This window comes from Nitrospirota bacterium (assembly GCA_016180645.1).
GTDB lineage: Bacteria > JACPQY01 > JACPQY01 > JACPQY01 > JACPQY01 > JACPAV01.
Map to the genome: position 1 here is coordinate 187,339 of JACPAV010000003.1, position 13,713 is coordinate 201,051.

Genomic DNA, 13,713 nt, shown 5'->3' on the forward strand with positions numbered 1-13,713 from the left:
ACGACTCACGGCCACCAAGGAGGCGAGCCGAATTCTCTGCACAGCGGATTCGTGATGCACGAGAGATGTCCGCCGGCGTTGACGCACTCCTCCAGGCTGTCCGTGACGAAACCGTCCAGCCGCTCCGAACCGGATTTCCGCCAGATGTCATCATTCACGAAACATTCGCACATCATGGCATCCGGATCGGTGGGCGTAACGTTGCGAATGTATCCGTAGCGGAAAAGCGTCCCCGCCTGCTGCTGCGCGGCCTGCGTCAAGTCGATATCCAGGTACCCGTTGCCTTTCGCGTGGTCGCCTTCGATGGACTCGTCTTCGAATCCATCAAGCCGACGATTGCCCTCCGGACCGTTCGCGTTCGTCTCCGGACAATAATTGTCTCCGGACGGATCGGGATTCTCGTAGGGATCGTAGCCGTCCTCGGAGGAATTGAAAATTCCTTTGCCGTCGGCGCCGTCCCTCCCGATATCCTCATAGGGTATCGGCAGGAGGTACCATGCGTGTTGATCGGCATTGTAGGGGCGGAAGCCGGAAAAGTACCGGCCGTCGCGCGTCTCTTTCGTCCACGACAGTTCCGAGATCAGCGGCGCCCGTGTGTTCTCGGTCCCTTCCTCGCCGGAGCCGAAGCACGTAGCGCCGGGATCCAGCACCATGCACGCCTGCTGCCGGAGCGCATATCCATAGGCCAGCCCGGATTTGACGAAAGCAAGATGGGTCAGGTGATCGATGTACCCTGCCGCTCTGGCGAGCGCCACGCCCGTGTTGATCGGCACGGTCATGTCCCCCGTGGAGACTTGGATCACCACTTTCTTCGGACCGACATCGGCGAGGGGACGCACGTTGTAGAACGGCGCGTAGTTGATGGGGTCGGCGCGCTCCATCACCGTTTGGGCCACGGAAGCCAGGAACGTCAGGTGCGATGAGTTACGGTCGGTCCCGAGCCCTTCCTGGCCTTTCTTGACCTTGAATTGAGCGCACGGCCAGCCGTATTGGCTCCGGACGTACCGGCAGGCATCCTGCGGAAGGACCACGGCCGGAAGGGTCAGACCATCCGCGGCTTCAGCGGGAACGGTGACCACAATGGTGTCGCCGGGATCGGCCGCCACACGCCCCGAGAAGTTCCCGCCTTTCACAAAATCCCACGCCGGATCATTTGGATTTGGACCGGCCGTGAATCGCCTCGCCTCGCCGGATCGCACGTTGTGAATGATCACCGTCGACCCGTCCAGAATCGGAAGCTCGCATTCCTCTTTGACGTCGCACGCGAGGTCTTTCACCTTCACCTTGCCGCCTTTGCCCCCGGTTTCGTTCACAGAAAGACCGATGACGCCGTCAAGGATCTGCCCGTCCTTCTCCACCGGACGCCCGACCACGGTCGTACCCACAATGCCGAAGTACACCCGCTTGGCCACGGAGCCGAGGCTCGTTCGGATGAGGATGTCCAGCAGCCCCCCCCCCGGAACGGTGAGCGCCGATCGGGTGACGAGCGGATCGACACCCGTCAGAATGCTGCCGATGATGCCGCCCAGGGACGTGCTCGTATAATAGATCTCGCGGTCCGGACCTCCGACGTCGCAGGTCCCGATCAGGCCGTTCGCGCCCACTTCCTCGTCCAGGTCAAAATTCCCCTCCATCATGTCCAACTTCCCGTTACGGTCGTTATCGCGGCAGAAGTTCTTGATCACGCGCGCGAACTGCATGGCATCCACGGCCGACTGACGGAAATGGTCGCGCGTCTTCTGAATATTCACATCGAAGAAGCTGTCTCCCTGGTCGCGCACGCCGTCGCCGTTCGTATCATGCGACCGCCCGTAGAAGAGGAGCGCACGGAAGAGGCCCACGCTCTTGAGCGCGTCCGACACCTCCCGGATGTGCTTGTACTGATCCCGTGGAGGCTCCAGCCCGATCATCGGGAAGATGCTCCCGTTCAGAATGGTCGTCGCCAACCCGGTGATCGCGGGCACGAGCGCGCTCACATCGATTCCCGCCACGTTGCCCAGACTTTCCGCATCGACGCCGAACGGTTCCAGAGCCTTGGCGACGTCATCCAAATTCGGGTCCCGATCCGTCGGCAAGTTTTCAAACAGGCGGAAGAGATCGAACAGCGGTCCGTGGCCGTAATAGTCCAGGCCCGCCGTGGCGATGCAATATCGCGCGAGGTAGTTTGCTTGGAATAGCGCCGTGAAGCCGGAAGCGGTGTTGCCGTGACCGTAGATGACCACGGGATACGGCGGGGGACCGCAGTTGTTTTCCCTGGTGGGTTTGGGAACGGTGATGACGAAGGGGATGCCTCGATCGCCGTCCCACGGGTCCTCCATCATGCGCGCGTCGAATTCTCCCGTCGCCGCGTTGAGCGAAAACACGCCCCGCTCGTTTTCGACGAACGAGGGTGAAATGAAACTTCCGAACACGGAGTAATCGACGTTGTGGAAGGCCGTCTGGTATTCGAGGGGAAGCGGCGCCTCGCCGATGGCGCCGGCCACCAGCGATTTCAGCGCGCCATTGAAGATATCGTTCACCAGCCCCGCGAGAAAGGAGCTCCGGAGGATGTAGGGGTTCTCATCCCGCTCGATGTCGGGCCGATCCTGGAAGCCGATGAGCTTGACGTCCCTCGCGTTGAGCGGTTCGCGCACGCTCAGATCGTAGAGGGTCAGGATTCGCGCCGGAAACATCTGCCGGAGCCGGGCGAACGGCCCTTGACCGTCCATCCCCTGCCGGATCTGGACGAGGTCGCACGAGACGCATTGCGTCGTGTAAGCCCACATGAAAGCCACTTCACTCTGGATCAAGCCAAAGCGGTCGAGGCCGTCCCACACGGGCCGCAGCGATTCGGTCTGGAAGACGTGGTTGATCGAGTCAAACGGCGATCGGATCGATTGGTCATTGAGATCGTGGATTCGAGTGGTGAGAATGACGGCGTATTTGGATTTCTCCACCAGCGGTTCCAGAGGTCTGAACAGAAGGGTGTTCGAGGAGTAGTCGAAAAACTCCCAGCGACTCCCCCTCGCCGGATCGGCCATTGGTTTTTTGCCGGATTCGAGCATCGCCTTGAGTTCAAGCGGTTTCTCCCGCCCCAAATTGAAGAGCGCGCGATTGAAGGGGTGGTACAGGAATGAGGGCCAGTTCTTGAGCGGATCGTTCGCCCAGTAGTCATCCGCGCCGCCCTTGACGTCGAACGGGAAGAACCCCTCCCCGAGGTCGACCGGCGATGCATCAAGAGTATCGATCCGGATCAGATAGACGCTGTTCGTCCGATCGGCGGGGTCCAGCGCGTTGTATCGGACCGTATTGACGTTGATCGGACCGTCGAAGGGCACGGTGATCGGCGCATACGTTCCGAAGCCGTCCAATTCATTGAGACCGCGGCGAACGCTGTTCTCCAGTTCCGTCGATGCGTCCAGCGGGAGATTGACCTTCAACCCCGTGATCGCATCCGGGTCGAAACGCGTGAGCACGTTGTTCGGAAAGGGAATCCGCGGATCGGGCTTGGCCAGCGGTTCCCACGCCACCTTCACTCCATCGCCCGTGCCACCGTTGACGTCCTTCGTGGGCCGCAGACCGGCAAGACCGACCCCGCTCCCGCCGAGGCCGTCGCAGGCGGACGTGAGGAGTGATGCGTGAAGCGTGACAAAGAGCGTGATGAGTGATGAGTGATGAGTGATGCGATGGATCAAGAATCGGGGTTTCACATCACTCATGGCACATCACCGTTCACGTCTTCCCGGGGTTTCACTTCACTCATCACACCTCACCCTTCACGTCTTCCTGGGGTTTCACATCACCCTTCACACTTCACGCTTTACGTTTCTCGATGAACGCCTTCACGCCCTCCGCCGCTTCCTGGGTCGTGGAGAGGTATTCGAACAGGCGGGATTCCAGTTCCAGTCCCTTCGAGGTCGGGAGTTCCATACTCTCCTTAACGGCCTGGAGGATGGCCGCCATGGCGGGACCGGCCTTCTGCGCCAGTTTCGCCGCAAGAGTGTCCGCCTCTTCCGCCAATTTTTCCGGCGGGACGACTTTCGTGACCAATCCCATCGCAAGGGCTTCCTGGGCGGTGACGAAATCACCGGTCAATGTCAGGTGCATCGCCCTCCCCACGCCGACGAGACGCGCAAGCCGCTGGGTGCCTCCCCAACCGGGCATGATTCCGAGGTTGATTTCCGGCAATCCCATTTTCGCCTTCTCCGATGCAATCCGGATGGAACAGGCGAGCGCAACTTCCATCCCTCCTCCCAACGCGAACCCGTTGATCGCCGCGATGGTCGGCTTCCGGCACGTTTCAATTTCTCGCGTCACCTTCTGCATCCGCTCGATGAACGCGCGGGATTTCGCCGGATCGCCGATGGGAATCTCCTTCACGTCCGCGCCCGCCACAAAGGCTTTGTCTCCCGCCCCGGTAAAGAGCCCAACCTTGACCTCCGGATCGCCCGCCAGCGTGGCGACGGCCTCATCCAATTCCCTGGCCGTGGCCTGATTGATGGCATTGAGGGCGTCGGGCCGGTTGAAGGTGATCTTGAGAACGGAGCCATTCGTTTCGGTCAGAACATTCGGCAAGAGATCCTCCTTCCGCCGAGCATTCTAGAGAGGCCGATCGGTCTTTGCAACGCAAAACCAGGCACGGCTCGGCGGCTTGACTTCACTCCGCGGAACGGTAGGATGGTCCACGAGGGCCTTGGTGCACAAATACGCGATGCTTCCGCTTGCCTTGGCTGCGTGGGGAGGATTTGCCTGCGGCGTGGAGCTGCCCGGCAACGAACAAGGCGCCAAGGGCCCTGAGGGCGAAGTGGAACACATCATCGACACCGCCCCTCCCGTCAAAATCACAACCCTCGGGGACGCGGTGAAATGGCTCGATCGCATCCCCGGTCCCATCTCACTCACCGAATCGTTCAAGAAAGAGGATGCGGACGAGGCCCTCAAGTTTTCCCTCCGCGAAGAAGCCCTCTCCATCATCGGACTAGGTCTATCGGTCGCCGCTCATCTGGATGAAAAGAACATCTTTCCCACTCCGGATGTGAAGGAGGGCGGCACAACGACGCCATCGGACGGCTGCGGAACCGACGGGAAGGCCGTTTCGCTGGGGCCATCCTGCCAAGCCTTCTATCAGAAGATATGCGCCTGCCCGGGACTCACGAAGGTCATGGCCGATTCGTGCAAGTCGATCTTGGCAGGAGGATCGGTTTGCGAGCTCGATTTGACGCTGGCGGATGAAGCCATGTGCGCAGACATTCTTGGACCAACCGGATTCGATGTCTGCCAGCTCCTCGGTGCGTCCTCCACGCCCGCCACGACTGCCGGGACCACACCCACAACCCGCAAGGCTTGGAGGTTTCCCTACAGGGCGGAAACCTCCTCCTCCGGCCCCGGCTCAGGCGGCTCACCCGCCACGGGAGCAACGCCATCCAAGTCCGCCGCCTGCCCTCAAGTGACAAACCGGTCGGACGCCGCCACCGGACTCGTGGATATCGCGATCACGGGCGGGTGCACCAACCCTCGCGGACCGATCGGGGAGACCGCATACGCCGGCACCATCACCCTCACCGGAAAATTGACGGATACCGAAGCCAATCTCCAGATTGCCGTGGCGGAACCCTTCACCCTCCAATCGAAATCGCTCACCCTGGCGGTCAGGGGTTCGGCCCATGCGCAGGGCGTGGCCGATCCGGCCGCCCAGACCGGCCGCTTGTCTACGGAGGGAGACCTGTGGGTGGATGTGGCCGGCACCGATCCCATGCCTCTCCTGGTCGGATCGCCGCAGATCGCATGGAAGACCGGGGAGACAGAAGCAAACGGGTCTCTAAGCTTCTCGCAATGGCTCGTCGACTCATCGGGGCGGGGGCGGATCGGCCCACCCGGTTGGAGGACGACCACGTTCGGCGCCGCCTACGATCACATGACTGTTCGTGTCGATCCCGCCGGCGTGTTCACCCTGGATGGAACCCTGCGGCTGTCGCAGACGGCCCAGGGAGGGAAACTCCTCCAAGCGAAGGACGAGGACGAGGTCCCGCCGGAAGGTTCGATCCAAGTCGTCATGAAGAAAGTAACGCGGAGCACGGACTGCGCGCTGGAGCCTCTCTCCGGCAAGGTCGAACTCAAGGGCGACAAGACCGCCACGGTGACCTTCAACGGCGGGGAAGATTGCGACGGAAGGGCCTTGATCGCCCTCGCGGATATTGCATCGGCGGAGGTATGCGTGATCGGCGGCCATTGCCCTGCCACGCTCTCCGAGGCCATCGCCGAGTTGGAAATCGCTCCCACGCTCGCCAAGAAGCCGACGGCGGCCACCACGGGCGCCACGGAGAAGGACCTGCTGGCGGCTCTGGCCCAGGCCACTCCCGAGGAGCTTGCCATCGACGCGAACGGAAACGGAACGACCGAGGGGGAAGACCTCCTCCGTCTGCTTCGGACCCGGATCGCCTTCGCGCCAAACGAAAGACCCGTTCCGGGCCAAACCCAAACGATCACTGAAGCGGCCCTGGAAAGACTCGCCGCCCTCGATCCGGCCCGTTTGGACGACGTCCGCTTTCTGCTTGTCGTTTACAATCTGGCCCAAACTCTGAAACCCATTACCGATTTCCTCGGCGCCATGACGGGCCTGTCTTCGGGCGGTTTGCCCGGCGCCAATACCTTCGTCAGCCCCGTGATCTCCATCGTCAGCCCGGATACCCCGTGCATCGAGGGAGGGCTCGCCCAATGCGGAAAAGATCTCGCCGGGACGGTCGCCGCCCTCGGAAATTCGATCGCCAAGCCCGGCGGCTACCGGCTGGGTCCCACCCCAATCGTCCTGGGAAGTTTCACCTTCGAGCTGGGCGGCCTCTACAACGAGGCGGCGTTCCGCACGCTCGGCGCCCTGGGTGAAGGCCTGCACTCCGCGATCTACTTCCTGGCGGCGCACGTGGACATCACCAGCCTTCTGAGCGAGGCCACGTACCTCATGGACAGTGGATTGAACTTCGATTTCGAAACGGCGGGCCAAGTGTTGACGACCATCGATCAGGTGGATGGGCTCATTCTGAAACTGCTGGGCGGTCCACTGAGTATCGCAGGAGGAGCAGACCGCCTCCGAACCGCCCGGGACAGCGCCGTGCAGGCATCGAAGTGGGTCCTGGGCGGCGGCACCGCCAAGCCGGCGCTGGTGACGGCTCTCGAAGCCGGCCGGGAGAAAGATGCCATCGTGCGGTTCGACGACGGCGGTGACGGCCTCCTGAACGGCTGTGACACCATCACCCTCAACATCCTGCCCCCAGCTTACAGCGCTCTCGCGTCCCTCCTTCTCCTTCAGACCGCGGCCGAAGGCTGCCCCACCGCGCCCCAAGGGCTGACGCTTCAGCTCCCTCGCACGCAGAATGGACGGGCCATCGACTACACAGGGCTCTTCCCGCGTCAAGCCGCCGTCCTCTCCAAGCTTCCCACCGTTCTCACCGACAAATCGAGCGGTCTGACCTCCCGCGAGGTCACCACACTCCTGTTCGATACCTTTGCCGACACGTTCGGAGACGCTTTCCAGATCTTTCCGGCCGTCCTCTTCGAGTCGGGCCTGAGCGCCCTCACCCCCGCGTCCACCGGCTCCGGCTCCACCACTCGGCTCGTCCTGGAAGCGGAGGTCAACGCGGATGCCCCGAAATGCCCCTACGGCCGTCCAACCGCCCCGGGATACACCTCAGCCTACGTCTGCCGGGACAAGCAAGGCGTGAAGGATTGGTCAGCCTCCCTCACCTTCGGCGACAGCGATCATTTTTCCGCCCAGCTCGCCAAGGACGGTCTTTTTGTAAACGAAGCGCTCCTGAACGCCGCGGGCGCGCCGGCGGACCACCTGTTCAGAGCGGCGAGAGGAGGAGGTTTCCTGCTCTACCTCCGAATGAAAGATCCCGCCTTGAAAGGACTCTTCAAGGCTTCCGACAGGCTGATCACGGAACTCACAAATACGAGCACCGGCGTGTGCAGCCGGACGATCGGCGCCGCCCCCGCCACGGGCTACGTTTCCACGGACGACCGTGTCATCAACGCTTTCGTCAACTGGGTCGAGATCCAGGCCGAAGTCTGCGGCGCCACGGGCCAGATGAGTTCGTACGCCTCTTCCCTCCTCGCCCGAGCATCCCAGTAGTGTAGAACCCCGACCTTCATGCGGCGGTGGCGGCGATCCCTCCTGGTCCTTCCCCCTGTGCGTATCCTGCGCCTCCGGCGAAAAGACGGATCGCCCGGCCCGCCCTGCGTCGATCGCCTCCGTGCGTGAATTGGGACCGCTCGAGACGACGACGGCCGTGAAGGGACGGGACGGCGGCAAGATCGAGTACGTCACCTACTTCCGTTCCACCGGCCCCTGGACGGGCGAAATCCGGCTCGTCGAGGTGGAACTCCAGTAGCGCCGGGCAAAGGACACCGACCCCGAAGCGTTCCGAAAAACTACTCCAGCTTCAAGACGGTAAGCTCGCGGAAGCGGTGGAAATCTCCGTCGTCCGTCAAGATCGAGTCGACACCGGACTCCCTGCATAGGGCGACGATCTGTGCATCAAATACCAGATTACCTCTCACTTCGTATTTCCGAATGGTCTCACCCAGAAGGCCGAGGAACCGATCACCGGGTAGAAGAACCCCTACATTCGGAGATTGGAGGAGTCTTCCGAGAGCTTCCGTCGCCTGATCGTGTGTACGCGGCTCCTTCAGAATGCCCGGGTGGGTCACCACGCGCAAGAATTCAGCCACGCAGAAGACCGGCAGGCCCCAAGGGTCGTCGCGCCCGGCCAGCTCCTTCAATTTTCCTGCGGCGAGGTCATGCTTGGGTGAGTCTTCCCAATGGGCGTACACCAGGATGTTGGTGTCAACAGCGACTATTTCCGACCCTCCATGATCTCGTAGAGGCTGTCCCGATCCGATAGATCCACCCCCGGCCTAAGTTCTCCCTTGAAGGTCAACAGCTTGAGCCGGAAGGGTTTCTGCTTCTTCGCCGGCGGGCGAAGAACCAACCGGAGGGCATCTTCGATGACGCGCGTAAGCGTCGTGCCCGCTTCCAGCGCCCGCCGCTTGGCCGCGCGCACGAGGCCGTCATCCAGATCCAGCGTCGTCCTCATGCAGATTTATGTATCATCTTTGCAGATATATGTCAATTCCGTAATGACGGTGACAGTATACTCTATTGGATGAAATAAAGTATACTGTCACCTATTATACTAGGGATTGACCGCGATGTACTTGAGGTCGGAATCCACCGTGGGGTCCAATGTGTAGCTGATATGAGGATTGCCGCCCGGATCAAGGGCGATCGAGCAGTACCGCCCGACGTTGCCGGTTGAATCCAGCCTCGTGTTCGTCCAGGCCCCCGACGTATTGGTCGAGTAGAGAAGGTCGAGATCCGTCACATCCTGGTGGCAGGCGTGGACTTTTCCGTTCGAGTCGACCTTGATGGAAGATTCCGGCGTTGTTGCGCCCGTCAGGAAGGCCATCGTCGAAACGACCCAGGAACCTGATGCATTGGTCGCATACCGCTGATCCGTATTGGCGTTGTCCCAGAACGATACGTGTGCCTTGTTGCCGGAGTCCAGTGCAATGGATGTTCCCGCGCCAGGCGCCGTATCGATCGTGGCCGCCACCCAGGCGCCCGAAGCATTGGTCGCATACTTCGGATCGGTATTGGTGACGTCGTAGTAAGCCACATAGGCCTTATTATCCGTGCCGACGGCGATACTCGCGTACGTCCCGACATTCCCCCCCGCATCGACGTTCGCCGTAATAACCCAGGATCCCGAGGCATTCGTGGCATACTCCAGATCCGCATCCGTCACATCGTAGTAGGCGATGTGGACCTTCCCGTTCGAGTCGAGTGCAAGGGATGTGTACTGTCCGAGGTCGGTGCCTGTATTGTCCACGGTGGTGGCGACCCACGAACCCGACGAATTGGTCGCGTATTTCAGGGCCGTATTGGTTGCATCGTAGTAGGAGATATGGGCCTTGTTGCTGGAATCGAGAGCCACGGAAGTATACTGGCCGACGTCGCCTCCGGTATCAACCGATTCAACCGTCCACGTTCCCGTCGTATTGTAGGCATACTTCAGGTCCCCATTGGTGACGTCATAGTAGGAGATGTGAGTCTTGCCGTTCGAGTCGACGGCGATGGCGGTGTATCGACCGGCGTTGCCCGTGACAACGGCGGCCTGGCTTACCACCATGATGCCATCCGAGGAATCGCAGCGGGAGTTCCCTACTTTGTCGAACGTTTTGACGTTGACGTAGTACGAGGTGCCTTGAGTCAGGGAGAGGGCGCCCAGACTGAACGAGGTGTTCAAACTGTTGCTCGCAAAAGCGGTGATATTTGAGGGCGAAGCACCGCTACAGGTGGTGGTTCCCACGGCGAACTCGTACCGGTCCACGCCGCTCGTATCGGAGGCCGTCGTCCAGCCGCCGGCAAGGGAGGTCGTTTTCGTCTGGATATCCTGGTCGCCGCCGATCGCATCCCGCACGGTGACGCTCCCAACACTCGTGTCGCAAGTGCGAGACGCCGCCGTTCCCGTTCCGTTATTTCCCTTCTTGTCCGTCGCCCGCATGTTGAGTGTCAGGCTCTGAGCGTCCGTGCAGGTGATCCCCGTCCAGGAACATGTCCCTCCCAGGAAAGTAGCAGTTGTCCACTCCGAATCGCACGTTCCGTCTGTGGATTTGCAGTATTCGCAGAGATCGATGCCGGAGCCGGATTCGGAGAAGTTCGCGCTCAGGTCGAACGGACTGTCCACATGAGTGACCGTCGCTGTACTCGTGACGTTGACCGTACCCGCCGACGGGGAAACCGTGTCCACGCCCCAAGCGGCCACCGCGGGCGAAAGATCCACGTTTCCGGCTCTGTCCGTCGCGCGGATCAACAGGCTGTAATTACCGGCCGCAAGGCCCTTGTCGGCGCGCGGCGATGTACAGGCCGTGTAGGCCGCTCCGTTAAAGCTGCATTCGAGCGCGGCGTCGGGCTCGTTGACCACGAATTCAAAGGAAGCCTCGGTCCCGGCCACATAACAGAACGTTCCCAAGCTGCAAGGCTGCATGGTGAGAGTCACCTCGGGTGGGCGTTTGTCGTTGAGGAAGAAGAACCGGTCGCTCTTGTTGCCGAAGGCGTCATAGACAATGAGATACAGGAGATCGTTTGCGTCGCCCTTGTTGTCGCCGAGGTCGATGGAATCGAAGGAGCCGTCGGAATTCGCCACACCCTCGGCGATCTTCTTGCGCAGGAGATCATCCTCATAGATCTTGATACTGGCCCCCGGCTCGACGGCCTTCGCCGCGCCGGAGATGGTGTCCGACTTGCCCGGCGCATTCATCGCGACCGTCACCAGGGAAGCGTCCGGCATGGGCGGACGGGTCGTGTCGATCCGCACGGTATTTCCCGGCTGGGCCACGGTGATCAAATGGAATGCGAACCCGGCCGATTTCCCGTCCGTCGCATTGGCCTCCACAATGAACACCCCCTGCTGCGATGGAGCTGTCCACTGGGTTTGGAAAGTCGGTATGGCCGGAGCGGCTTCAGTCGCGGTCGTCACGATATCGTTCTCGCGGCGCGGCGCCGAAGCCACAGCGGCGGCGGAGAGCGTTCCCCCGTTTGCCTTCCATCTTGCAAATAACGTGTCGTCTGAGTCCGGATCGGCCACCTCGGCCGTGAGAGTAATCGTTTCGCCGGGTTGGGCGGTGGGAACGCCCTTGATCTGTACCATCGGGGGTGTATTGGTCTGGCGGCCCTGGAAGTTGGCCACAAGAATCGTCACGTCCACGCTTTCCGTTGCGGACAGATCCACCCGCCTCGAATTCGAGCTGTATCCGGCGCGATTCGCCTGGATCACGTAGCTGATCGGCTGCAACCCCTTGAGGACGAAATTGCCGTTTCCGTCCGCCGTTGCTTTCTCCGAATCGGGGACGGTAGACACGATGGCGCCGCCGACACCCAATCCATCCGTGTCCACAACCTGTCCCGAGACCGTGCGGGGCTTCACTTCCGCCGGAGCATGAACCAACTGGACTTCCGCCAGCTTGGTGTCCGACTTCGCCTTGACCTCTACGCTCTCCCACTTGAACGCCTCGAAACCGGGGAACATGGCGGCGAGCGGATAGCGACCGACCGGAACATTGAGAAGAATGAAGCTGCCCTTTTCGTCCGTCTTGGCCGTAAAACTGGTTCCGGGCACAAAAACGTCCGTTCCGAGATGGTTCTTGGCATCGGACCGGAGTGCTTTCCCGGAGATGGACCCCGACTCCTCTAGTGCCTTGGCCGCCACCGCCACTACGTTCCCCGCGGCAATCACCACGCTCTGAGACACGGCGTAGGTTTGGCCGCTCCTGCCCTGCTTGCGAATGATGAGCAGGTACTCGCCCGGCGGAGCGCCCGCCAGTTGGTAATTGCCGTTCTCGTCGGAGTACGTGCAGAAGCTGGTTCCCTCAAGGCACACCTCAGCGCCCATGATCGTAGCCAAGCCGCTCGCCTGACGGACCACGCAATCGGGGTCCGGAACGGCGCAATCCGGATCGCAGGAACCGTTCGAGTATTTCTTTTCGGCAATGCAGACGTCCGGCGCGACTGACGCACAGTCCGTGCTGTCAGACAATTCGAAACAGGCCTTGAGAAGGCGTGGTAGCGGCGGGTCGTTCGTCCTATGCGGATCCAGATACTGGCCGTAGCCCGAACCGAACCGCCCCTTACTGAACTCGTCCTCCGCTCGCTGGTGCACACTCGCGAAATAGCTTGCCGCCGTATACCCGTCAAACCCCCAACTCTCGCAAATGCCGTTGGCCTGGTGCAGAACTAGAAACTCCTCCTGGCACTGATCCAAACGTCCCATAAACTCATCAATTTCATCCCAGCGAAGCCCTCCTGAGCGATACCCTTCGCTGAACGAGTCGATTTCATAAGACTCATTCCAGAGGCTGTCCACAACATAGCCACTCCGGGGATCGGGCAACCCACTGATTCGATGGGAATCCAAGTTCTTTCTCCATGTAGCCCAATCATCAAACGCGTATTCCTCGTATCCTAGATACACTGTAAACGCGGATTCCACGTCTGCTCCCCCCACTTTCACCTCGCCCAAACGGTATGCTCTCAGATAACTGTAGTAGATCCGAAGCAGGGCAAGTGAACCCGGATCGGGAAGCTTGCAATCCGGATCGAACTGCTGGCAGTTTCCATCGCAAACGTTGTCGCCGTACTTTTTCGACACCGCGCAAGGATCGAGGGACCCTTCTGCCACCGGATGGCGCGCCGGAACGGCCCGAACACCTTGCTCCGCGCCGCGTAAATCCATCCCCCGCACGCTGCCCCGGACTCCCCCGCGAACGCCCTGCTCGGCGCCCGTCAAGTCAATGGCCCGCCCCCCCTCCGCCTTCACCGATCCCTTCACGGCCCCGGTGCCCGGCGGAAGAGCGGCGGTCACCTCTCCGGCGCCGCCCGAGGACAGCTCCCCACTAACGTTTGGCAAAGTCCCCTGGTTCTTAGAGGCACTCTCCCCACCCTTGCTCTTGCCGCCGCTACAGCCGAGATTTGCCACGAGGGCAAGAAGACACGCGGCACACCAGAAGCTGCACACAACGGACAGCGGGGCACGGTGGACAATTTGAACGTTCATGGTTGGCCTCCTTTCGGCTTTGGCGCGATGCGCACACACTGTCGGCATAGACCGGGTCGAACTTAGCACGAAGAACCACAATAGTCTGTGACTCAGATCACACGTACCCCCACACTGTGGATCTTGG

The 13,713-nt window shown here is 61.2% G+C and carries 7 protein-coding genes; 2 read left to right on the forward strand and 5 right to left on the reverse strand.

Annotated features, from left to right (window positions below; all coding sequences use genetic code 11):
* Positions 1-5: 5 nt before the first annotated feature.
* Positions 6-3,698, reverse strand: a complete 3,693-nt coding sequence (locus HYT87_02385) for a hypothetical protein (GenBank protein ID MBI2058597.1) — start codon at positions 3,696-3,698, stop codon at positions 6-8.
* A 94-nt stretch (positions 3,699-3,792) separates the two neighbouring features.
* Positions 3,793-4,554 carry an enoyl-CoA hydratase/isomerase family protein gene (locus HYT87_02390; protein MBI2058598.1) on the reverse strand — a complete coding sequence of 254 codons (762 nt, stop codon included), beginning with the start codon at positions 4,552-4,554 and terminating at the stop codon, positions 3,793-3,795.
* 118 nt (positions 4,555-4,672) lie between these two features.
* On the opposite strand from HYT87_02390, the gene HYT87_02395 reads away from it, so the two are divergent.
* Together HYT87_02395 and HYT87_02400 are read left to right on the forward strand one after the other, a co-directional pair.
* Positions 4,673-8,104: a hypothetical protein gene (locus tag HYT87_02395; protein MBI2058599.1), complete on the forward strand. Its 3,432-nt coding sequence runs from the start codon at positions 4,673-4,675 to the stop codon at positions 8,102-8,104.
* Positions 8,105-8,225: 121 nt separating this feature from the next.
* Complete coding sequence (locus HYT87_02400; protein ID MBI2058600.1) at positions 8,226-8,363, forward strand: hypothetical protein; 138 nt, start codon at positions 8,226-8,228, stop codon at positions 8,361-8,363.
* Between the two features lie 40 nt (positions 8,364-8,403).
* Here the strand turns inward: HYT87_02400 and HYT87_02405 are convergent, their stop codons facing one another.
* The 3 genes from HYT87_02405 to HYT87_02415 form a co-directional block, all read right to left on the reverse strand.
* Entirely contained in the window at positions 8,404-8,805 is a 402-nt protein-coding gene (locus HYT87_02405) for a PIN domain-containing protein (GenBank protein MBI2058601.1), read from the reverse strand.
* Between the two features lie 23 nt (positions 8,806-8,828).
* Entirely contained in the window at positions 8,829-9,068 is a 240-nt protein-coding gene (locus tag HYT87_02410) for a DUF2191 domain-containing protein (protein ID MBI2058602.1), read from the reverse strand.
* A 99-nt stretch (positions 9,069-9,167) separates the two neighbouring features.
* The gene (locus HYT87_02415) at positions 9,168-13,586 is read right to left on the reverse strand and encodes a carboxypeptidase-like regulatory domain-containing protein (protein ID MBI2058603.1); all 4,419 of its coding nucleotides are present in this window, start codon (positions 13,584-13,586) and stop codon (positions 9,168-9,170) included.
* Positions 13,587-13,713 lie beyond the last annotated feature (127 nt).